The organism is Mesorhizobium sp. P3_A10 (assembly GCF_056403175.1).
Genome location: NZ_JBFUFZ010000004.1, coordinates 1 through 21,864, shown reverse-complemented (window position 1 = coordinate 21,864; position 21,864 = coordinate 1). Strand labels below are relative to the sequence as shown.

Annotated in this window: 24 protein-coding genes and 1 pseudogene; 16 read left to right on the top strand and 9 right to left on the bottom strand. The window is 63.9% G+C overall.

The features are described from left to right. Positions 1–49: 49 nt before the first annotated feature. Positions 50–1,078: a 2-hydroxyacid dehydrogenase gene (locus tag AC1DXU_RS16835; RefSeq protein ID WP_477371580.1), complete on the top strand. Its 1,029-nt coding sequence runs from the start codon at positions 50–52 to the stop codon at positions 1,076–1,078. A gap of 166 nt (positions 1,079–1,244) precedes the next feature. Here AC1DXU_RS16835 and cysK read toward each other — a convergent pair whose 3' ends face one another. The 5 genes from cysK to hrcA all read right to left on the bottom strand — a co-directional run bounded on the left by cysK (position 1,245) and on the right by hrcA (position 6,151). After that, positions 1,245–2,225, bottom strand: coding sequence for a cysteine synthase A (gene cysK, locus AC1DXU_RS16830; protein WP_477310376.1), 981 nt, complete (start codon positions 2,223–2,225; stop codon positions 1,245–1,247). 341 nt (positions 2,226–2,566) lie between these two features. Further along, positions 2,567–3,184: a LysE family translocator gene (locus AC1DXU_RS16825; RefSeq protein WP_477370437.1), complete on the bottom strand. Its 618-nt coding sequence runs from the start codon at positions 3,182–3,184 to the stop codon at positions 2,567–2,569. Positions 3,185–3,253: 69 nt separating this feature from the next. Further along, entirely contained in the window at positions 3,254–4,600 is a 1,347-nt protein-coding gene (locus AC1DXU_RS16820; RefSeq protein ID WP_477370433.1) for a PQQ-dependent sugar dehydrogenase, read from the bottom strand. A gap of 86 nt (positions 4,601–4,686) precedes the next feature. Then, positions 4,687–4,884 carry a hypothetical protein gene (locus AC1DXU_RS16815; protein WP_477370429.1) on the bottom strand — a complete coding sequence of 66 codons (198 nt, stop codon included), beginning with the start codon at positions 4,882–4,884 and terminating at the stop codon, positions 4,687–4,689. Positions 4,885–5,065: 181 nt separating this feature from the next. Continuing rightward, a complete protein-coding gene (gene hrcA / locus AC1DXU_RS16810; RefSeq protein WP_477310370.1) occupies positions 5,066–6,151 on the bottom strand; it encodes a heat-inducible transcriptional repressor HrcA in 1,086 nt (361 codons plus the stop codon). A 199-nt stretch (positions 6,152–6,350) separates the two neighbouring features. Between hrcA and rph the strand changes: the two genes are divergently transcribed. From rph to AC1DXU_RS16785, 5 genes are read left to right on the top strand one after another with little or no spacing between them, the layout of a single operon-like run. After that, positions 6,351–7,067 (top strand): ribonuclease PH, encoded by a 717-nt coding sequence (rph, locus tag AC1DXU_RS16805; protein WP_477240250.1) that lies wholly within the window; start codon positions 6,351–6,353, stop codon positions 7,065–7,067. 7 nt (positions 7,068–7,074) lie between these two features. Next, the gene (locus tag AC1DXU_RS16800; protein WP_477370426.1) at positions 7,075–7,485 is read left to right on the top strand and encodes a VOC family protein; all 411 of its coding nucleotides are present in this window, start codon (positions 7,075–7,077) and stop codon (positions 7,483–7,485) included. Then, positions 7,485–8,132: an RdgB/HAM1 family non-canonical purine NTP pyrophosphatase gene (rdgB, locus tag AC1DXU_RS16795; protein WP_477370423.1), complete on the top strand. Its 648-nt coding sequence runs from the start codon at positions 7,485–7,487 to the stop codon at positions 8,130–8,132. Before AC1DXU_RS16800 ends, rdgB begins: the two co-directional genes overlap by 1 nt. A gap of 11 nt (positions 8,133–8,143) precedes the next feature. Next, complete coding sequence (hemW, locus tag AC1DXU_RS16790) at positions 8,144–9,307, top strand: radical SAM family heme chaperone HemW (protein ID WP_477310364.1); 1,164 nt, start codon at positions 8,144–8,146, stop codon at positions 9,305–9,307. 5 nt (positions 9,308–9,312) lie between these two features. After that, positions 9,313–9,636 carry a low molecular weight protein tyrosine phosphatase family protein gene (locus AC1DXU_RS16785; RefSeq protein WP_477310362.1) on the top strand — a complete coding sequence of 108 codons (324 nt, stop codon included), beginning with the start codon at positions 9,313–9,315 and terminating at the stop codon, positions 9,634–9,636. Positions 9,637–9,856: 220 nt separating this feature from the next. Here AC1DXU_RS16785 and AC1DXU_RS16780 read toward each other — a convergent pair whose 3' ends face one another. Both AC1DXU_RS16780 and AC1DXU_RS16775 read right to left on the bottom strand, forming a co-directional pair. Next, positions 9,857–10,045: a hypothetical protein gene (locus AC1DXU_RS16780; protein WP_477310360.1), complete on the bottom strand. Its 189-nt coding sequence runs from the start codon at positions 10,043–10,045 to the stop codon at positions 9,857–9,859. 7 nt (positions 10,046–10,052) lie between these two features. Then, a complete protein-coding gene (locus AC1DXU_RS16775; RefSeq protein ID WP_477310358.1) occupies positions 10,053–10,241 on the bottom strand; it encodes a hypothetical protein in 189 nt (62 codons plus the stop codon). 206 nt (positions 10,242–10,447) lie between these two features. On the opposite strand from AC1DXU_RS16775, the gene rsmI reads away from it, so the two are divergent. Continuing rightward, positions 10,448–11,356: a 16S rRNA (cytidine(1402)-2'-O)-methyltransferase gene (gene rsmI, locus AC1DXU_RS16770; protein WP_477370420.1), complete on the top strand. Its 909-nt coding sequence runs from the start codon at positions 10,448–10,450 to the stop codon at positions 11,354–11,356. Continuing rightward, entirely contained in the window at positions 11,349–11,726 is a 378-nt protein-coding gene (locus tag AC1DXU_RS16765; protein ID WP_477310354.1) for a YraN family protein, read from the top strand. Before rsmI ends, AC1DXU_RS16765 begins: the two co-directional genes overlap by 8 nt. A gap of 259 nt (positions 11,727–11,985) precedes the next feature. On the opposite strand, the gene AC1DXU_RS16760 is transcribed toward AC1DXU_RS16765, so the two are convergent. Further along, a complete protein-coding gene (locus AC1DXU_RS16760) occupies positions 11,986–12,792 on the bottom strand; it encodes an undecaprenyl-diphosphate phosphatase (RefSeq protein ID WP_477370417.1) in 807 nt (268 codons plus the stop codon). A gap of 172 nt (positions 12,793–12,964) precedes the next feature. Here AC1DXU_RS16760 and AC1DXU_RS16755 point away from each other — a divergent pair, with 172 nt between their 5' ends. The 8 genes from AC1DXU_RS16755 (at position 12,965) to AC1DXU_RS16720 (ending at position 21,462) form a co-directional block, all read left to right on the top strand. Then, positions 12,965–13,657, top strand: a complete 693-nt coding sequence (locus AC1DXU_RS16755; RefSeq protein WP_477240230.1) for a glutathione S-transferase family protein — start codon at positions 12,965–12,967, stop codon at positions 13,655–13,657. After that, positions 13,638–14,798: a tRNA epoxyqueuosine(34) reductase QueG gene (gene queG, locus AC1DXU_RS16750; protein ID WP_477370414.1), complete on the top strand. Its 1,161-nt coding sequence runs from the start codon at positions 13,638–13,640 to the stop codon at positions 14,796–14,798. Before AC1DXU_RS16755 ends, queG begins: the two co-directional genes overlap by 20 nt. After that, complete coding sequence (locus AC1DXU_RS16745; protein WP_477371578.1) at positions 14,795–15,691, top strand: SDR family oxidoreductase; 897 nt, start codon at positions 14,795–14,797, stop codon at positions 15,689–15,691. Before queG ends, AC1DXU_RS16745 begins: the two co-directional genes overlap by 4 nt. A gap of 56 nt (positions 15,692–15,747) precedes the next feature. Then, positions 15,748–16,827, top strand: coding sequence for a penicillin-insensitive murein endopeptidase (gene mepA, locus AC1DXU_RS16740; protein ID WP_477370411.1), 1,080 nt, complete (start codon positions 15,748–15,750; stop codon positions 16,825–16,827). 165 nt (positions 16,828–16,992) lie between these two features. Continuing rightward, complete coding sequence (locus AC1DXU_RS16735) at positions 16,993–18,012, top strand: glucokinase (RefSeq protein ID WP_477370408.1); 1,020 nt, start codon at positions 16,993–16,995, stop codon at positions 18,010–18,012. 129 nt (positions 18,013–18,141) lie between these two features. Further along, positions 18,142–19,989, top strand: coding sequence for an ABC transporter ATP-binding protein (locus AC1DXU_RS16730; protein ID WP_477310342.1), 1,848 nt, complete (start codon positions 18,142–18,144; stop codon positions 19,987–19,989). Continuing rightward, positions 19,986–20,807: a 4-hydroxy-tetrahydrodipicolinate reductase gene (dapB, locus tag AC1DXU_RS16725; RefSeq protein ID WP_477310340.1), complete on the top strand. Its 822-nt coding sequence runs from the start codon at positions 19,986–19,988 to the stop codon at positions 20,805–20,807. The genes AC1DXU_RS16730 and dapB overlap by 4 nt, the downstream gene beginning before the upstream one ends. A gap of 34 nt (positions 20,808–20,841) precedes the next feature. After that, positions 20,842–21,462, top strand: a complete 621-nt coding sequence (locus AC1DXU_RS16720) for a 2,3-bisphosphoglycerate-dependent phosphoglycerate mutase (protein ID WP_477310338.1) — start codon at positions 20,842–20,844, stop codon at positions 21,460–21,462. Positions 21,463–21,667: 205 nt separating this feature from the next. Here the strand turns inward: AC1DXU_RS16720 and AC1DXU_RS16715 are convergent. Continuing rightward, positions 21,668–21,864: pseudogene (locus AC1DXU_RS16715) on the bottom strand (IS110 family transposase); the annotation flags it as partial.

Genomic DNA, 21,864 nt, shown 5'->3' with positions numbered 1-21,864 from the left:
GCCTGGACGCGTATGAACGCCATTTTGCCTGGGTCTGGTCTTGCAACTGGTGCCAGTTTGCGCAAACCTCGGCCTCAACAGAACGGTCATCCGGTGGACGCCTGATTGCCTGAACCTGGGGGGCGAAGTGTTCGGCGAGCCCATTACCGTTCTCATGGTCAATGAGTATCCTGACTACATTGATGCACAAGTATGGGCTGCTGGGCTGAAAGCCCGCGTGCCACAGCTGGAGTTCAGGCTTTGGCCAGACGCCGGGAACAAAAGTGACATAGATATTGTGCTGATCGACAAGGGCGCCAGTCCTGGCTTTTTTGACGCCATGACGGGGCTAATCGCCGTCGTCTATTTGGGGGCCGGGGTCGAGGGTATTGATCTTCAGAGCTTCCCCAAGGGTGTTCCGCTCATCAGGCTCGCAACGCGTGAGCAGGCTTCGGAAGTGGTGCAGTACATCGTCCTTCGCGTTCTCTGCCAGCAACGGCATGTTGCGGACTACATGCGTCTGCAAGCCGGCAAGTTTTGGAATCCGCTCGCGCCGCGGAAGATCTCCGAGACAAGAATTGTTGTGCTGGGTGCAGGCCGGATCGGTGGCTGGGCCGCAAAGCTGTTTGCGGACCTGGGCTACGACACGGCAGTCTGGTCTCGCCATCAAAAGACGCTTCCTGGCATACATAGTTACTTTGGTGGTGCCCAGCTTGCGGACGCGCTCACAAGTCGGGACTACGTTATCTGTTCACTTCCCCTGACTGGTGACACTCGTGGGATACTCAACTCCAGTGCCTTTGGAAAAATGAAGCGAGGTGCCTACCTTGTGAATGTCGGCAGGGGCGCGCATGTCAACGAAGCCGACCTGATCCGCGCTCTCGACGAAGGTCAGCTTTCTGGTGCTTGTCTTGACGTGTTTGAGCGTGAACCCCTGGAGTCTTCATCGCCGTTGTGGACTCATCCCAGGGTGACCATCACCCCTCATGTCGCGAGCTTCTGGGTGGATTCTGGAATCGACCAGGCCGCCGATCTGTGCGGTCAAGTCGCAAGAGGAGAGCCTCTGTCCAACAAGATCGACCTCGAACGGGGTTATTGAATCGAAGCCGTGGCTTCGTCGCTCCGCTCAATCCTGCAACGCTGGCGATTGGCGAAAGCCCGGATGACAGCCGATCTCCCCACTTGTGGGGGAGATGCCCGGCAGGGCAGGAGGGGGGGCGCGAAGGATCGCGACGAATCCAGCCCTGCCTCCCTCGTCGCGAAACCTACGACCCCAGCCCCTCGAACAAGATCGTCGACAGATAGCGTTCGGCGAAGGACGGGATGACCACCACCAAATTCTTGCCCTTGTTCTCCGGCCGCGAGCCGACGACGATCGCGGCCTGCAGGGCGGCACCCGACGAGATGCCGACCGGCACGCCTTCGAGGCGGGCGACGAGGCGGGCATTGGCAACCGAATCCTCGTTCGAGACCCTGACGATCTCGTCATAGATCGTGGTGTCGAGGATCTTTGGCGCGAAGCCGGCGCCGATGCCCTGGATCTTGTGCGGGCCGGGCTGGCCGCCGGACAGCACCGGCGACGCTTCCGGCTCGACGGCGACGACGTGGACCGACGGCTTGCGCTTCTTCAGCACCTGGCCGACGCCGGTGATGGTGCCGCCGGTGCCGATGCCGGCGACGAAGATGTCAACCTCGCCATGGGTGTCGTTCCAGATTTCCTCGGCCGTCGTGGTGCGGTGGATCTCCGGATTGGCGGGATTTTCGAATTGCTGCGGAATGACGGCGTCGGGCAGCGTCGCGGCCAGCTCGTCGGCCTTGGCGATGGCGCCCTTCATGCCTTTCGGGCCTTCGGTCAGCACCAGCTCGGCGCCGAGCAGCGCCAGCATTTTGCGGCGCTCGACCGACATGGTCTCGGGCATGGTCAGGATCAGCTTGTAGCCCTTGGCGGCCGCGGCGAAGGCAAGCGCGATGCCGGTATTGCCGGAGGTCGGCTCGACCAGCGTGGTCTTGCCGGGCGTGATCCTGCCGGATGCCTCGAGCGCTTCGATCATCGCCACGCCAATGCGGTCCTTGACCGAGGCGATAGGGTTGAAGAATTCGAGCTTGGCCAGAAGATTGGCGACGACGCCCTTTTCCCTGGCGAACTTGTCGAGCCGTACCAGCGGTGTGTCGCCGATCGTCTCGGTGATCGAATTGTAGATGCGGCCGCGGCCGGGCACGCGCGCTGAGGTGACGGGCTTGTTCATTGGTTTCGCTCCCAGGATTTCAGGCAAGGACTCTAGGCGTCAGGGTATGGCCGGCAAGATAAGCTGTCGACCGGAAATATCCGAGTGGGGTGCATGCTGAAGATGCCGTTGCACCGGAAAGGCATTTCGCGAAAGGCCATACAACAGGAATGGTTTGGCTGAAACCAGAGCATGATGAGATCAGGACTGATCGCACACCAAGGTGTGTTGAGATTCAGGTCAGGCCGAGCCGAAAATGGTTGATACCGAGAATCGGAGCGGAGCGTACTTTTCGTACGTGAGCACCGGAAGCGCAAGAAGCTGCCATTTGCAGGCCGGCATCACCTGAATATCAATACAGCTTATTGGCGGGCGGCAATCGCTGCGGCCGCCCCAACCATGAAGCCGGCGGCGGTGCGGTTCAGCGCTTTCAGCGCGCGCGGCGACTTCAGGAACCAGCGCGCCTTGGCGGCCAGCGCGAGATAGGGCACCAGCACCACCAGCAACACGACGACGGTGAGCGCGACGAGGATGCCGTAGTCGACGAGCGTGATGGTCTTCAGGTCGACGATGGTCGGCGTGATGGCGAGGTAGAAGATCATCGTCTTCGGATTGCCGAGCGTGACGGTGAGGCCGGCGATGAAGCTGGACAGCAGTCCGCCCTCGCCCTTTTTCGCCTCGACCGTTTCGGGCGTGATGCCGCTGGTCCAGAAGCGCCAGCCGAGGAAGGCGAGATAGGCGACGCCGAGCCATTTGATGGCGAGAAAAACCATACCAAAAGTCTGGGCGACGAAGGCGAGGCCGAGCACCACGGCGGTCAGATAGGTGAGGTCGCCGAGCATCAGCCCGAACGACATGGCCAGCGACGAGCGGAAGCCGGAGCCGAGCGCCCGCGCCACCAGTGCGGTGACGCCGGGGCCGGGAATGGCGGCGGCGATGCCGAGAGCGGCACTGTAGGCGAGGAAGCCGGTAAGGGTCATGCTCCAGCTTTAGCGCAAAGCCGGATGCGGGTGAATTCCCTCAGGGCAGGATTCGATTGCACCAGTAGGTCAGGACCCACCATAGGTGATGCGCCAGATGGTGCCGTTGCCGTCTTCAGTGACGATCAGCGCGCCATCCTTGGCCACCGCCACGCCGACCGGACGGCCCCAGACCTCGTCGTCCGAGATGACGAAGCCGGCGATGAAGTCCTCATATTCGCCCGTTGGCTTGCCGTCCTTGAACCGCAACCTGACCACCTTGTAGCCGGTGCGGATGCCGCGGTTCCACGAGCCGTGCAAGGCGACGAAGGCGTCGCCCTGATAGTCGGCCGGGAAATTCCCGCCGGTATAGAAGGCGATGTTGAGCGGCGCCGAGTGCGCCTGGATCAGCACGTTGGGGATGGTTGCCTTGCCGGCGAGATCGGGGCGCTCGCCCTTGTGGCGCGGATCCTCATTGTTGCCGATGTAGTACCAGGGCCAACCGTAGAAGGCGCCGTCCTTCACCGTCGTTGCATATTCGAACGGCACGTTGTCGCCGAGCGCGTCGCGCTCGTTGACGACGCACCACAGCGCGCCATTGGCCGGCTGCACGGTCATGCCCGAACAGTTGCGCAGGCCGGTGGCGACGATGCGGCCATTCTTGCCGTCAGGCGAGAAGGCCAGCACATCGGCGCGGCCGTCCTCGGCACCCCAGGCAGCGCCAAGCGGCATCGACTTCGCCCAGGCGTCCAGGCCGCCCTTCGGCCGCTTGCCCATGCCCTCGGCGACATTCGAACCGGAGCCGACCGAGAGATAGAGCGTCTTGCCGTCAGGCGAGAAGGCGATGTCGCGGGTCCAGTGGTGGGTCGAAGGAATGTTGGCGACGACGGTTTCCGGCTGGCCGGAAGCCTCGAGGTCGCCGTCGCGATAGGCAAAGCGAACGACACTGTTGCTGTTGGCGACATAGACCCATTGCGGACTGTCACCCTGGGGATAGAAGGCGATGCCGTAGGGCTGGGTCAGGCCTTTGGCGAAGATCGCTTCCTCGGCAGGCTTGGCGCTGCCCTGCGTCAGACGATAGACGCGGATCTGGTTGGCCCTGCTGTCGGCGACGAACAGGTCGCCATTGGGCGCGACGCGCACGACGCGCGGGCTGGCGATGCCCGAGGCGATCATCTCGGCCGAAAAGCCCGGCGCCATGATCGGCTTGGCGCCTTCCGGCCGGTCCGCCAGCCCGGCGCCGTTGGAAGCGGATTCGGTAAAGAAGGGCGCCTGCAGATCCTCAGGCCGGATCAAGCGCCGTACGCCCGGCCTGTCGTCCCTCCAGTCGCCAAAGGCGGCTGCGCCTTTCAGCAGCGGCTGATCGGCCTGGGCAAATGCCGCCATGGCGAAAAACAAGGCAGCGGAAATGGCCGTCAGACCGGCAAATCGGATCATACTGACCTCAAGGTGGCGTCGAAACGGTTGAACGAGCCGGCCCGACAATCGTTCCGCCTCAACGTTTGGTGCGCGGTATCGGCAGCTCAGGTCCCGGCGGCGTAGAAATCGTCATCGAGGCGCTTTTCCAACTCGACCAGGTCGGCCGGCAGCGGCAGGCCCATGGCGCGCATTTCCCTCAGCTTCTCGCGCAGCTGTTCCTGCACCTCATGCTGATCCTCCGGCTGGTTGACCATCTCTTCGAGCAACAGGCTGATCTGCGCCTTGATCTCTTCGAAAGCCATTCTTTTTCTCCTTGCGCAGCCTGTTCTTCGATTTGGCACGAGGTGTGTTGAGATTCAGGTCAGGCCGAGCCGAGAATGGTGGTCTTCGAGAACCGGAGTGGAGCGTACTTTTGGGTACGTGAGCACCGGAAGCGCAGAAGACCGCCTTTCGCAGGCCGGCATCACCTGAATACCAACACACCTAGCGCAGCATGCGGGAAATAAGCTGCGCCGTATAGTCGACCATCGGCACGATGCGGGCGTAGTTCAGCCGGGTCGGACCGATGACGCCGAGCGCGCCGATGACGCGGGCGTCCTTGTCGCGATAGGGCGCGACGACCAGCGACGAGCCCGACAGCGAAAACAGCTTGTTTTCCGAACCTATGAAGATACGTACGCCGGAGCCCTCCTCGGCGAGGTCGAGCAGCTGGATCAGCCCATCCTGCGTCTCCATGTCCTCGAACAAGTGCCTGAGCAGCTCGATATCGGCGTGGGCGGTGACATTTTCCAGCAGATTGGCGCGGCCGCGCACGATGAGACGCGCCGGCAGGCCGCTGTCGGCGCCGGCCCACACCGCCAGGCCTTTTTCCACCAGATCCTGCGACAGCGTGTCGAGTGCTGCCTTGGTCTCTTCCTTGATGCGGGCGATCTCGACCCGCGCCTCGGCCAGCGTACGGCCGCGGATATGGGCGTTGAGGAAGTTGGAGGCTTCATGCAATTGCGAGACGGTGACGCCGGCGGGCAGGTCGATGACACGGTTCTCGACGTCGCCGTTCTGCGACACCAGCACCGCCAGCGCCTTGGTCGGCTCCAGCTGGATGAATTCGATGTGCTTGAGCGCCACTTCGTTCTTGGCGGTCAGCACCAGGCCGGCGCCGCGCGACATGCCGGACAGCATCTGGCTGGCCTCGGTCAGCATGTGTTCCAGCGTCGCGCCCGAGCCGGAGGCGCGCACCTGCGCCTCGATGATGCGGCGCTCCTCGTCAGAGAGATCGCCGAGTTCCATGAAAGCATCGACGAAAAACCGCAGCCCGGCCTGGGTCGGCAAACGGCCGGCGGAAATGTGCGGGGCGTAGATCAGGCCGAGATGCTCGAGGTCGCTCATCACATTGCGGATGGTGGCCGGCGACAGCGACGACGGCAGGATACGCGACAGGCTGCGCGAACCCACAGGCTCGCCGTCCTTCAGATAGGAATCGACGATGCGCCGAAAAATATCGCGCGAGCGCATGTCGAGCGACTGCAGCGCGGGTGACAGCAAACTGGGTTCGGCGACTGCCTTGGTCATTCGAGCCAAAAACCTCCGGCTAAAGGATATAGACTTCACCGGCGCCCGCGCAACCCGGTGTCTGTGTCAGATCACCCGGTGTCTGTGTCAGATCACCCAGCGTCTGTGGTCAGGTCGTCCGGCCATTTTCCTTTGCGCCATGGGCCCCATGCGGCTACAAGCCGGCCACGATTCCGAAAAACATAGGAAAACAGCCTGAATGCGCCCTTCCAAACGCCAATTCGACGAAATGCGCGCCATCTCCTTCGAGCGCGGCGTCTCCAAGCACGCCGAAGGCTCGTGCCTGGTGAAGTTCGGCGACACGCATGTGCTGTGCACGGCCAGCCTTGAGGAGAAGGTGCCGGGCTGGATGCGCAATTCCGGCAAGGGCTGGGTGACGGCGGAGTATGGCATGCTGCCGCGCTCGACCGGCGAGCGCATGCGCCGTGAAGCCTCCGCCGGCAAGCAAGGCGGCCGCACACTGGAAATCCAGCGGCTGATCGGCCGTTCGCTGCGCGCCGTGGTCGACCTGCAGGCGCTGGGCGAGCAGCAGATCACCGTCGATTGCGATGTCATCCAGGCCGATGGCGGCACCCGCACCGCCTCGATCACCGGCGGCTGGGTGGCGCTCTATGATTGCCTGCGCTGGATGGAAGCACGGCAGATGGCCAGCGTCGCCAAGGTGCTGAAAGACCATGTCGCGGCGATTTCCTGCGGTATCCATGACGGCCAGCCGGTCATCGACCTCGACTATGTCGAGGATTCCTCGGCCGGCACCGACGCCAATTTCGTCATGACCGGCAAGGGCGGCATCGTCGAGATCCAGGGCACCGCCGAGGGCGAGCCTTTCTCCGAGGACCAGTTTGCGGCACTGATGGGCCTGGCCAAGAAAGGCATTCAGCGGCTGGTCAGCCTGCAGCAGATGGCGGTCGCATAGGTTTTCCATGAAACCTTCCGCCATCCTCGAATCGGCCGTCTACGTCACCGATCTGGCTGCCGCGGAAGCCTTCTACACCGACATCCTCGGCCTCGACCTGCTCGGCAAGGTCGACGGCAGGCACATCTTCTTCCGCTGCGGGCCGGGCGTGCTGCTAATCTTCAACGCCGAGGCGACCAAAATCCCGCCGGCACCCGATGCGCGGCTGAAGGTGCCGCCGCACGGCACGGTTGGCGACGGCCATCTCTGCTTTGCGGCCAGTGCCGACGAGATGGTCCGCTGGAAGGCGCATCTCGAGGCGAAAAAGATCGCAATCGAAAGCGAGTTCGAATGGCCGCAAGGCGGCCGCTCGATCTATATTCGCGACCCCTCGGGCAATTCGATCGAATTCGCCGAGCCAAGGATCTGGGGCCTTTGATGCATTCTCTCGATGGCAAGAAAATCGTCGTTGCCAGCCATAACGCCGGCAAACTGCGCGAATTCGCCGATCTGATGGGGCCGTTCGGCTTCGAAGCGAAATCGGCCAAGGCGTATGGCCTGCCGGAGCCGGACGAGACCGGCACCACGTTCGAGGAAAATGCCTATATCAAGGCGCTGGCCGCGGCCAAGGCGACCGGCCTGCCGGCGCTGTCGGACGATTCCGGCCTGTGCGTCGATGCGCTCGACGGGGCGCCCGGCGTCTACACCGCCAACTGGGCTGAGACACCTGACGGTTCGCGCGACTTCGGCATGGCCATGCAGCGCACCGAAGTGGCGCTGCAGGAAGTCGGCGCCGCCTTGGCCGAACAGCGCAAGGGCCGCTTCGTCGCCGTCATTTGCCTGGCCTTTCCCGATGGCGAAGCAGAATATTATCGCGGCGAGGCCGAAGGAACGCTGGTGTGGCCGCCGCGCGGCGAGCTCGGCTTCGGCTACGACCCGGTGTTTTTGCCCAATGGTTTCGACAAGACTTTTGGCGAGATGAGTGCCGAGGAAAAACACGGCTGGAAGCCCGGCCAGGCGACCGCATTGTCGCACCGCGCCCGCGCCTTCCAGAAATTCGCCCAAGCGCGACTCGGTTCGGAATGATTGGGCCCGGCATGACTATGCCCCTCGACCGCAGCCCCGGCTTCGGCGTCTACATCCATTGGCCGTTCTGCGCGGCCAAGTGCCCGTATTGCGACTTCAACAGCCATGTCCGCCACCAGCCGGTCGACCAGGAGCGTTTTGCCCGCGCCTTCGAGACCGAGCTGGCGACCATGCGCGAACGCACTGGACCGCGCGACGTCACCAGCATCTTTCTCGGCGGCGGCACGCCGTCGCTGATGAAGCCGGAGACGGTGGCGGCGGTGCTGGACGCGGTGGCCAAGAACTGGACGGTGCCCGCCGGCATCGAGGTGACGCTGGAAGCCAATCCGTCCTCGGTCGAGGCCGAGCGCTTTCGCGGCTATCGCGCGGCCGGCGTCAACCGGGTGTCGCTCGGCGTGCAGGCGCTGAACGACAAGGATTTGCGTTTTCTCGGCCGCCTGCACAATGTCGACGAAGCGTTGCATGCGATCGGGCTCGCGCGGCAAATATTCCCAAGGCTGTCCTTCGACCTGATCTATGCCCGGCCCGGCCAGACGCCGGAGGCGTGGCAGACCGAGCTCGAACAGGCGATCGGCCATGCCGCCGACCATCTGTCGCTCTACCAGTTGACCATCGAGGAAGGCACGCCGTTCCATGCGCTGCATGCGGCGAAGAAGTTTGCCATTCCAGACAATGACCACGCCGCCGACCTCTATGCGCTGACGCAGGAGGTCACCGCGGCGCACGGGCTGCCGGCTTACGAGATCTCCAATCACGCCAGGCCGGGCGCGGAAAGCCGGCACAATTTGACCTACTGGCGCTATGGCGAATATGTCGGCGTCGGTCCCGGCGCGCATGGCCGCTTCATCGAAAACGGCCGCCGCACAGTCACGATCGCCGAGAGAATGCCGGAGACCTGGGCCAATCTGGTCGAGGCCAAGGGGCATGGCGTCACCGGCGGCGAGATCCTGACGCGCGCCGAAGAGGCCGACGAGTTCCTGCTAATGGGCTTGAGGCTCGCCGAAGGCATCGACCTCTCCCGCTACGAAGCGTTTTCCGGCCGCAGCCTGTCGAGCGCGCGGCTGACGGTGCTGCAGGAAGAAGGGCTGGTGGCACCGATCGGCAACGCCCGGTTGCGCGCCACGGCAGCCGGCATGATCGTGCTTGATGCCGTCGTAGCGGATTTGGCGAGATAACCCCTTTGAAGAACGTCCTCTTCGTCTGCAGCCAGAACCGCTTGCGCAGCCCGACTGCCGAGCAGGTGTTTTCCAAGCGCCAGGATATCGAGGTGGCGTCGGCCGGGACCAACCACGATGCCGACAACCCGCTGACGCATGAGCTGGTGGCGTGGGCCGACATCATCTTCGTCATGGAAAAGACGCACCGCACCAAACTGCAGAAGAGATTCAAAACCAGCCTGAGCAAGGCTCGGGTGATCTGCCTCGATATCCCCGACGACTACGAATTCATGGACCTGGAGCTGATTGAGCTTCTGAAGGCGCGGGTATCGCGGTATCTCGGCTGACTATGTCGTCCGGTGCGCAACACCTACGCGTTCGTCATCCTCGGGCGAGGATCCATGCCGCGACGTTTGCTCAGGAATGAGGCGGCAGGATTCTGAACCGTTGCAACGCTTTGAAGTCACGGAATGGATCCTCGGGTCTGCGCCGCGTCGCTGCGCTCCTTGCTCCGCCCGTGGATGACGAAGGGAGGACTGTCGCTGTCTATCGAGAAAGTTGCGGCAATCAGGCGTCGTGCTTGAATTGGCGCTTGGCGCGGCCCTTCTCGGCATGCGTCTGTCCGGTTCGGGCCGGCTTGGCATCGGCCTTGTCGCGGCGGACGCTGTGCTGGTCGTTCATCGGATGCGGCGGCACGCCATCCCGTGCGCTTTTCGTTTCAAGACGGGTGATGAAAATATCGAAGCGATTGGGCATCGTCCGGTCAGTGCTCCGTCGTGCTGTCTGGTTTGTTGTCGGAAAGCCGGACGTTCGTCGGCAAGGCGATCGCGACCCGCTCTCTGGTGAGGCTGTTCTCGGTCTTGGCAAACAAGCGTTTGTCCCTGGGCGCGGCAACACGGTTGCGGCCGGCATAGTAGGGCTCGAAAACGTCCTGGATCTTCAGGCTGTCCATCCTGTCCTCCTCCTCAGAGACTCAGGCATAAATTCGCCGGGCTTGGTTTCGTTCCCCACTGTGGCAAAGGCATGGCGGCCACATTACATCGCCGTCACGTTTTGCAACCGGACCGGCGCCGTGCCAAACAGGGTAAACGCATTCGAAATGTTGGAGCGTCCCTTGCGCATCCGATGGACGCGCGGCGCTCTAACGGAGACGTATCGGTGACCGGCGACAAACGCAGCTATGTGATCGGGCAGACCGAGATTTCAGTGCGGCCGCTGGAGCCGGCGCTCTATCTGGTGGCAACGCCGATCGGCAATCTCTCCGACATCACGCTGCGGGCGCTGGAAACGCTGGCCGCCGCCGACATGGTCGCTTGCGAGGACACGCGGGTTTCGCGCGTGTTGCTCGACCGCTACGGCATCCGCCGGCGCACCACGGCCTATCACGAGCACAATGCCGGTGAGGCCGGACCGAAACTGATCGCGGCCTTGCAGGCCGGGCAGAGCGTGGCGCTGATCTCGGATGCCGGCACGCCGCTGATCTCCGATCCGGGCTACCGGTTGGTCGGCGAGGCCATCGACCACGGCATTCGCGTCGTGCCGATCCCCGGCCCGTCGGCACCGCTGGCGGCGTTGACGGCATCCGGCCTGCCGTCGGACGCCTTCCTGTTCGCCGGGTTTTTGCCTGTGAAAACCGGGCAGCGGTTGACCAAGCTGGAGACCTTCAGGGCGGTGCCGGCGACGCTGATCTTTTTCGAATCGCCGCGCCGGCTGGCCGAGACGCTTGTCGCCATGGTGGAAGCGCTGGGCGGCGAGCGGAAAGCCGCGATCGGCAGGGAATTGACCAAGACGTTTGAGGAGATGCGGACCGGAACGTTGCAGGTGCTGGCCGACCACTACGCGGCCGCCGATACGCCGAAGGGCGAAATCGTCATCTGCGTCGGCCCCGCCGAGGCCAAGGCCGACCAACCCGCCGACATCGACCGGCTGCTGCTGTCGCTCGCCGCCGAGATGCCGGCCTCGAAGGCGGCGGCGGAAGCCGCCAAAATGACCGGCGGCCAGAAGCAGGCGCTTTACCGCCGGCTGCTCGAACTCAAGGACGGCGGCGGAGAAAGCAGCGGTGGCTGAGCGCCCCGCCGCCAGCCGCCAAAAAGCCTATCGGCGCGGCCATCGCGGCGAATGGCTGGCGGCGGCAGCGCTGATGCTGAAAGGCTACCGTATCCTGGCCCGCCGCTACCGCACGAAACTCGGCGAGATCGACCTGATCGCGCGGCGCGGCAATCTGGTGCTGTTCGTCGAGGTGAAGGCACGGCGCACGCTGATCGAGGCGATGGAGGCCATCGCTCATGAATCGGAGCGCCGCATCGAAGGCGCCGCCGATCTGTGGCTGATGCGGCAGCGCGACTACGGCAAACTGTCGATGCGGTTTGACATGGTGGCGGTGCTGCCCTGGCGCTGGCCGGTGCATGTCGAGAATGTGTTTTATGGGCGGGATTAGCAGAGGTCAGCGCCCTTCCTTCGTCATCCTAGGGCGAAGCAGTCGCGAAGCGACGTCGCGGAGACCCTAGGATCCATGCCGCGACCTACCGGCGCTTCTGCGGTGCAGAATCTGGAGGACTAAGCAGGGTGCCTGGCGGGCTATTCGCGATCGCTGTACTCTCCGATCGACGTCACGGCATGGATCCTCGGGTCTGCGCTGCGTCGCTACGCTCCTTGCTCCGCCCGTGGATGACGAAGTCGCGGAGGTTGCGGACCACTCACCCCCAAACGAACAACGCCGCCAGCCCGACAATACCCACCACCAGCCGCCACCAGCCGAACAGTGAGTAGCCGTTGCGCGAGACGTAATCGAGCAGGAAGCGGACGACGATCAGGGCGGTGACGAAGGCGGCGACGAAGCCGATGGCGATGATCGGCAGGTCGGCGCTCGACAGCACGTTGCGGTTCTTGAACAGGTCGAAGGCGAAGGCGCCGACCATGGTCGGGATGGCGAGGAAGAAAGAAAATTCCGCCGCTGCCCGCTTGTCGACGCCAAGCAGCAACGCGCCAACGATGGTCGAGCCGGAGCGCGACGTGCCAGGGATCAGCGACAGGCACTGGAACAGGCCGATCTGCAGATAGAGCCGGGTCGGGAAGCGCTCGACATCGCGGTAGACCGGCTTGAGGTTCATGCGATCGACCAGGAGCAGGATGACACCGCCGATGATCAGCATGATGCAGATCAGCCTTGGCGATTCGAACAGCACCGTCTTGATGAAATCATGCGCCAGGGCGCCGATGATGGCCGCCGGCAGGAAGGCGATAAGGATGCCGATGACGAAATGCCGCGTCAGCCGGTCATGCGGCAGGTCGAGCAGCATCTGCCACAGGCGGCGGAAATAGACGCTGAGGATGGCCAGGATGGCGCCGAGCTGGATCAGGATCTCGAAAGCCTTGCCGGTCGAATGGAAGCCGAGAAAATGGCCGGCGAGCAGGATATGGCCGGTGGAGGAGACCGGGATGAACTCGGTCAGCCCCTCCAGCAGGCCGAGCAACAGGGCTTCGACGATGGTCTGGCTTTCCATGGCAACCTCGGCATTGGGTGAGCGCTTGAGAAAACGGCTTGCGAAAGGGCTTGCTTGTCACGGCGCGGAAGTCCCCCTATAGGTCGCAACACCCTGACGGCCCGGTATCCGGGCGGCCAAGACTTACCGGCGCCGCCGGCGATTCGCCAGTGCGCCTTATTATCGCGGGACCATGCTGACGCTTTTCCACCACCCCATGTTCGCCACCTGCCGGTTCGTGCGCCTCGCCTTTGGCGAGTATGGCGAGGAACTGGCGTTGATCGAGGAAAAGCCGTGGACGCGGCGCAAGGAGTTTTTGGCGCTGAACCCGGCCGGAACCTTGCCGATCCTGCTGGCCGAAGGCGACGTACCGATCGTCGGCGCCATGGTGATCGCCGAATATCTCGACGAGACGCGCGGCGTCTTGAAGCGCGACAAAAGGCTGTTTGCCGAAGACCCGATGGAGCGCGCCGAAATCCGCCGTCTCACCGACTGGTATCTCACCAAGGCCGAAGGCGAAGTGACAAGGCATCTGGTGCGCGAACGCGTGCTGAAGCCGGTCATGCCGGAAACGGCGGGCGGCGGCTCACCCGATTCGGCGGCGATCCGTGCGGCGCGCGCCAACATCCGCCAGCATATGAAATACACCAACTGGCTGGCCGGCACCCGCCACTGGCTGGCCGGCTCAAGGGTCACCTATGCCGACCTCGCGGCGGCGGCGACGCTGTCGGTGCTGGATTATCTCGGCGAGATCGACTGGCGCGAACACACGGCAGCGCGCGAATGGTACACGCGGGTCAAATCGCGGCCATCGTTCCGGCCGCTTCTGTCCGACCGGGTGCGCGGCCTGTCACCGGTGTCGCATTATGCGGACCTCGACTTCTAAGAGCGAAACCCTGCGGGCGCTGATCGACCGTGAAGCGCGGCGCGCCGGTTTCGATGCGGTCGCCGTGACCACGCCCGGTGCGATCCCGCTGGCCCCGGCCCGGCTCGCCGAATTCGTCGCCGACGGTTTTCATGGCTCGATGGACTGGATCGCCGAGACGCTTGCGCGCCGAAGCGAACCCTCGACGCTATGGCCGGAGGTGCGTTCGATCATCGTGCTGGCGATGAACTATGGTCCCGACAACGATCCGCGCGCGCTGCAGGCCAGGCGCGACCGGGGGGCGATCTCGGTGTATGCGCAGAACCGCGACTATCACGAGGTGATGAAGGGCCGGCTGAAGGAGATCGCCGGCAAGATCGTGGCGCGCGCCGGCGGCGACGTGAAAGTGTTCGTCGACACCGCGCCGGTGATGGAAAAGCCACTGGCCGAAGCCGCGGGGCTCGGCTGGCAAGGCAAGCACACCAATCTGGTCAGCCGCGAACACGGCTCCTGGCTGTTTCTCGGCACCATTTTCACCACGGCCGAACTCGAACCCGATACCGCCGAGATCGACCATTGCGGCTCCTGCCGCGCCTGTCTCGACGCCTGCCCGACCGACGCCTTTCCGGCACCCTACCGGCTCGATGCGCGGCGCTGCATTTCCTATCTCACCATCGAGAACAAGGGGCCGATCCCGCACGAATTCCGCGAAAAGATCGGCAACCGCATCTATGGCTGCGACGATTGTCTGGCCGCTTGCCCGTGGAACAAGTTTGCCAGGGTGGCCTCGGAGGCGAAGCTTGCCGCGCGTGCGGATTTGCGCGAGCCGCCGCTGGCCGAACTGCTCAGCCTCGACGACGTCGCCTTCCGTACTTTCTTTTCCGGCTCGCCGATCAAACGCATCGGCCGCGACCGCTTTGTCCGCAATGTGCTGATCGCCGCCGGCAATTCCGGCGATTTTTCGCTCCTCGATTCGGTACGCACGCTGCTCGATGATGCCTCGCCGCTGGTGCGCGGTGCGGCCGTATGGGCGCTGGCGCGGCTGGTGCCTGAGAGCGAATTTGCGGAACGTGCCGCCACGGCGGTCAAAACAGAAAGCGAAGAAGCCGTGCGCAACGAATGGCTTCTGGCGTTGCCCCCTCCAATCGAGACGCATGCATGACAAGCAAGAAAGTTCTGATATTCGGCGCCGGCTATTCTGCCATGGCGTTCGCGCGCGCAAATAAGGATTCGGGCACGAAGATCCTTGGGACCACAAGGTCTCCGGAGAAATTCGAAGCGCTCAGGCAAGCGGGCATCTCGCCTATCAATTTCGACGCAATCGATATTTGCAACGAGATAAGCGATGTGACCCATCTCATCGTTTCGATTCCACCCGATGAAACGGGAGCTGATCCCGGGCTCACATACAGCGAGCCAATAGAGCAATGGACGAACAAGCTCGAATGGATGGGCTATCTTTCAACTGTTGGGGTTTATGGCGACCACGGTGGTGCTTGGGTCGATGAGACTACGGAGTGCCGACCGGTGTCGAAGCGCTCTACCATGCGCGTTGCCGCTGAAAAGAAGTGGCTTAAGCTCGGCCGGAAAGTCCACGTACCGACTGCGATCCTGCGCCTGTCCGGCATTTACGGGCCGGGCCGCAATGCACTGGTCAATCTGGACAACGGCTCAGCTAGACGGCTGGTCAAGCCCGATCAGGTGTTCAACCGCATCCATTGCGACGACATTGCCGGTGCGCTGTGGCACCTGGCAGAGAGCAATACAGGCGGCATCTTCAACGTCACCGATGACGAGCCGGCGCCGCCGCAGGATGTCGTTACCTATGCCGCCTCGCTGATGGGTGTCACGCCGCCGCCGGAAATTCCGTTCGAGACCGCCCAACTTTCGCCCATGGCGCGGTCCTTCTATGGCGAGAACAAGCGTGTCGCCAACACGGCGATCAAGGCGGCGGGCTATCGCTTTCGCTTTCCGGACTACCGCGCCGCCTTTGACCATATGTGGGCCAGCGGCGACTGGCGCGACGGCGAGGCGCGCAGCCCGATGAAGCGCTGATCGAAGCGTCGTGCGTTGCGTGTTATGATTCGAGCTTGCGGTGGGGATCCGGTTTCATGAAGACAGCGATGCGATCATTGCCCGGCAGGATGCCGCTTGTAGCGGCATTGGCGGCGCTGGTCCTGTCCGCCGCGCAGCCGGCGGCGGCCGAGGAACGGGCAAAAGATCTGTTCGGCGCCAAGAAACTGCCGGCGGCGGTGGCGGCGCAATCGATCGGCTTCTATTCCAAGGGCTGCTTTGCCGGCGGCGTCGCCATTCCCATGGACGGTCCGAACTGGGAGGTGATGCGGCCGTCGCGCAACCGCCGCTGGGGCCATCCCACGATGATCGCGCTGATCGAGAAACTGTCGCGCGATGCCGCGGCCGACGGCTGGCCGGGCCTGTTGATCGGCGACATCTCGCAGCCGCGCGGCGGCCCGATGATGACCGGCCATGCCTCGCACCAGATCGGTCTCGACGCCGACATCTGGCTGACGCCGATGCCGGCGCAAAAGCTTTCGACCGACAAGCGCGAATCGATGAGCGCCACTTTGCTGGTCGACGAAAAGACCCATCTGGTGAAGGACGCGCTGTGGACGCCGGCGCATATGCGGCTTCTCAAGCGCGCGGCGAGCTATCCGGAAGTCGAGCGCATCCTGGTCAATCCGGGGATCAAGAAGAAGCTCTGCGACACCGTCACCGGCGACCGCAGCTGGCTGCAGAAGATCAGGCCGTTCTGGGGCCACGACTATCATTTCCATATGCGCATCGGCTGCCAGCCGGGCTCGCCCAATTGCAAGGCGCAAGAGGCGACGACGCCGGGCGACGGCTGCGACAAGTCGCTGGCCTGGTGGTTCACCGAGGAACCGTGGCGCCCCAACAAGAACCCGGATGCGCCCAAGGCGCGCGACATCATGACGATGGCGAACCTGCCCAAGCAGTGCCAGGCCGTGCTCGACGCGCCGGCGCCGGCCTCGGCGGAAGCCGCCACCTATCATGGCGGCGACGTGCCGATCGCGGCTGCGCCTGCTCTTGCCGATGCAGAGCCGGCCCCGCCAGCCGAAAGCCCAGGAACGGTGCTGCCGGCTGCGGCCAATGCCTTCGCGGCGACCCCCGAGGTCCACATTCCGCTGCCGCGCCCGCGGCCGGGCAACTGACGCCAGAGGAACGCCCCGGTTTCAATGCTGGAGACGTCCTGGTCGCCGATGTCGGGTCTGGATGGGTAAAGGCCAACTGACGCGGAAGCGGCTTTCCCTTTCCGAAGTCATGCGCTAGTCACGATAAACAGCGGCGAACTGCCGGAATGGGGACGACCAAGAGCCATGCAAGGTGACGACGACACGGTGCTGCGGTTTCCGATCCTGATCGGCGATATCGGCGGCACCAATGCGCGCTTTTCGATCGTGCTCGACGCGAATTCCGAACCGAGCGAGCCGCAGATCGTGCAGACGGCCAATTTCAACACCATCGACGAGGCGATCCAGGCGGCCGTGCTCGACCGCTCGTCGGTGCGGCCGAATTCGGCGGTGCTGGCGGTGGCCGGGCCGGTCGACGGCGACGAGATCCAGCTCACCAACTGCCCGTGGATCGTCAAGCCGAAGCAGATGTTTGCCAATCTCGGCCTGAGCGACATCGTCGTGCTCAATGATTTCGAGGCGCAGGCGCTGGCCGTCGTCGCGCTCGGCGAAGAGCATATGGAAAAGATCGGTGGCGGCACGCCGGAACCCAATGCCGGACGGGTGGTGCTCGGCCCGGGAACCGGGCTCGGTGTCGCAGGGCTGATCCACGCCCTCAATCACTGGATACCGGTGCCCGGCGAGGGCGGCCATATGGACATCGGCCCGCGCACGGCCCGCGATTTCGAGGTGTTTGCGCATATTGAGAAGCTCGAGGGCCGCATTTCCGGCGAACAGATCCTGTGCGGACGTGGCCTCGTCAACGTCTACCGGGCGGTGGCCAAAGCCGACGGCAAGCCAGCGCCTTTCACCACGCCGGCCGAGATCACCGCCGCCGCACTGGCGAAAACCGACCGGATCGCCGAAGAAGCGCTGTCGATGTTCGTCACTTGTCTCGGGCGCACCGCCGGCGACCTGGCGCTGGTGTTCATGAGCCGCGGCGGCGTCTTTCTCACCGGCGGCATCGCGCAAAAGATCGTGCCGGCGCTGAAAGCCGGCAATTTCCGCGCCGCTTTCGAGGACAAGGCGCCGCACAGCGAGCTGATGCGCTCGATGCCGGTCTATGTCATCACCCACCCGCTGGCGGCGCTTCTCGGCCTTGCCGCCTACGCCAGAAACCCTTCCCTGTTCGGCGTGCAGACGGCGGGGCGGCGCTGGCGCGCTTAGGCCACAGATACGTCCGCGACGAAGTTTCGCCACCCCCGGCCATAGGCAAGCCGCCGTCATGGCGTTAAGAGGGGTGCCAAATTGCGCCCTTGCGGCGCCCATGAACCGAAATCACGGAATGCCCCCGACTTGACACTTCAGCCGCAAAACCGGAAGGCGCGACCCGACGAGATCATCGCGGTCATTCGCCGTATCCTTGAAGAGAACAGCCGCGAGTATCGCGGCACCTATGTTTTCGCGATCGTCTGCCTGATCCTGGTGTCGCTGACGTCCGCCTTCACCGCCGCGGTGATGAAATACGTTGTCGACGACATCTTCTACAAGCAGCGCGGCGATCTCATCGTTCCGATCTGCCTGGGTGTGCTCGGCGCTTTCGTGCTGCGCGGGTTCGCCACCTATGGCCAGGCTGTGAGCTTGGCCAAGATCGGCAACAATCTGGTGGCGCGCTACCAGAAGCGCATCTTCGACCATCTGATGAAGCTTGGCGTCGATTTCTTTAGCGAAACTCGCTCCGGCCGGCTTGCCGCGCAGATCAACGAGAACGTCAACAGCATCCGCGATCTCCTCAGCCTTACGCTGACCTCGCTGGCACGCGACGCCGTCTCCTTGATCGCGCTGGTCGGCGTCATGGTCTACTACGATCCGCTGCTGTCGGTCATGTCGCTGCTGATCGGTCCGCCGCTTATCTACACGGTGGTGTATCTGATGCGTCGGGTGCGAAAGATCACGCGCGAATCAGTTCAGATCAATTCGCGGCTGATCGGCAGCATGCAGGAGGCGACGCAAGGCATCGCCATCGTCAAGGCTTTTACGATGGAAGACCAGCTGTCGCAGCGGGTCAGCAAACTGGCTGACGACGCGGAACAGCGGTCAAACAAGATTGCCCGCGTTTCCGAACGGTTGAGCCCGGTGACCGAACTTCTCGGCGGCTTCGCCTTTGCCGGCGTCATCGCCTATTCCGGCTATCGGGCGGTCGCGCTGGGAGAGCCGCCCGGCTCGGTTTTTGCCTTTATCACGGCGTTGGGCCTTGCCTTCGATCCGGCTCGCCGTCTGGCCCGGGTGCAGGTCGGCATGGAGCGCGCGCTGGTCAATGCGCGCATGATCTACGAGCTTCTCGATATCGAACCGAAGCAGGGCGACGTACCAAATGCGGTCCAGGCCACTGTGACCACGGGCGAGGTGCGCTTCAACAATGTGTCCTTCCGCTATGTCGAGGAGGCACCGGTCCTGCAAGATTTGAGTTTCGTCGCCGCTGCCGGCAAGATGACCGCTATCGTCGGTGCGTCCGGCGCCGGCAAGTCGACGCTGGTGGCGCTGCTGCAGCGCTTCTACGATGTCGACAAGGGCAGCATCACGGTCGACGGCCAGGACATTTCGCAGGTGACCAAGCAGTCGCTGCGCGGCTCGATCGCCTATGTCTCGCAGGCGCCGTATCTGTTCGAGGGCACCATTCGCGACAACATCCGCTACGGGCGGCCCGACGCCAGCGACGCCGAGATCGAGTTGGCCGCGCAACAGGCGGCGGCCGACGATTTCATCCGCCAGCAGCCGGAAGGCTATGACACGCCTGTCGGCGAAAACGGCGTCACATTGTCGGGCGGCCAGCGCCAGCGCGTCTCGATCGCTCGCGCCATCGTGCGCAATGCGCCGATCCTGCTGCTCGACGAGGCGACCTCGGCGCTCGACAACGAGGCGGAAGCGCGCGTCCAGCAGGCGCTAACCCATGTCATGGAAGGGCGCACCACCATCGTCATCGCCCACCGGCTGTCGACGGTGGTCAATGCCGACCACATCATCGTGTTGGAATCGGGCCATCTGGTCGAGCAGGGCACGCATGCCTCGCTGATGGCCGACCCGCACAGCGTCTACGCCCGCTTCCACCGGGTGCAGGGCAAAAAGGGGCTGGGGCTTGTCGATGACAGCAAGCCAATCCAAACTCCGCTGCCGCGCACGCGTGGAAAGAAGGTGAACGTATGAGCGAAACGGGCGACATGGGCCTGGTGGTGGTGGGTGCGGCCGGCCGTATGGGCCAGGCGCTGATCCGCGCCATCCACACGATCCCGGGCGCACGCGTCGCCGGCGCGGTCGAGCGGGCCGGATCGCCCTATCTCGGACAGGATGCCGGCGAGTTGGCCGGCATCGGCATCATCAATGTGCCGATCGGCGACGACCCTCTGCCGGTCTTCGCCAAGGCTGATGGGGTGCTCGATTTCACCGCCCCGGCCGCAACCGTCGAGTTCGCCGGCTTTGCCGCGCAGGCGCGCATTGCCCATATCATCGGCACCACCGGCTGTTCGGCGCAAGACAATGAAAAAATCGCGGCGGCTGCGCGCCACGCGACGATCGTCAAATCCGGCAATATGAGCCTCGGCGTCAATCTGCTGGCGGTGCTTGTGGAGCAGGCGGCGCGGGCGCTCGACGCCGACGATTTCGACATCGAGATCCTGGAAATGCACCACCGCCATAAGGTCGATGCACCATCGGGGACAGCGCTGCTGCTCGGCGAAGCCGCCGCCGCTGGACGCGGCATTCCGCTTGCCGGCAACGATGTCAGGGTGCGCGACGGCCACACCGGAGTGCGCAAAACCGGCTCGATCGGCTTTGCCACTTTGCGCGGCGGCTCGGTGGTCGGCGACCATTCCGTCATTCTGGCCGGCACCGGCGAGCGCATCACGCTGTCGCACCATGCCGAGGACCGGGCGATCTTTGCCCGCGGCGCGGTCAAGGCCGCGCTCTGGGCGCGCGGCAAGAAGCCTGGACTCTACTCAATGCGGGACGTGCTCGGGCTCGCCTGACGCGTCCATATCCCTGATTTTTGAAGGAGCAAACATGTCGGGAACTCTCGTGCTCGTGCGCCATGGTCAGAGCGATTGGAACCTGAAGAACCTGTTCACCGGCTGGCGCGACGTCGACCTGACCGAGCAGGGCCATGCCGAGGCCAAGGCGGCCGGCCAGAAGCTGAAGGCGCGCGGCCTGAAATTCGACATCGCCTTCACCTCGGCGCTGATCCGGGCTCAGAAGACCTGCCAGCACATTCTCGACGCGGTCGGCCAGAGCGATCTGAAAACCATCCGCGACCAGGCGCTCAACGAGCGCGACTATGGTGACCTCTCCGGCCTCAACAAGGATGACGCGCGCAAGAAGTGGGGCGAGGAGCAGGTGCACATCTGGCGCCGCTCCTACGACGTCTCGCCGCCCGGCGGCGAAAGCCTGAAGGACACCGGCGCCCGCGTCTGGCCCTACTATCTGCACGATCTGCAGCCGCACGTGCTGCGCGGCGAGACCGTGCTGGTCGCCGCGCACGGCAATTCGCTCAGGGCGCTGATCATGGCGCTGGACGGCAAATCCGGCGAGGAGATCGTCAAGCTGGAACTCGGCACCGGCGTGCCGGTCATCTACAAGCTCAATGCCGATTCCACGGTCGCTTCCAAGGAAGTGCTCGAGGGCTGAGGCCGTCGCATTGGCCTTCACTTATCAAGCCGGCGCTGCCCCTCATTGCCCTGCCGGGCATTTCTCCCCGGGGAGAAAGGGCTGGCCGCAGCGTCGGCGCTCTTCTTGCAACGTTGGCGATTGACGAAATCGTCGATGACAGCGACCCCTCTCCCCGTCACTATACGGGGAGAGGATGCCGGCAGGCAGGTGAGCAACCGTGCTTTCATATCGATGCGGGGTTCCAGGATTTGTTGGTACGCATCATGGCGTTGAGGGTGGTGATAAGCTTGCGCATGACGGCCACAATGGCGACCTTTGCTTCCTTGCCTTTGGCCCGTAGGCGCTGGCGAAAGGCGGCGAAGATGGGGTTATGCACTCCGGCGCTGAGCGCAGCCATGTAGAGGACGTTGCGGACCGACT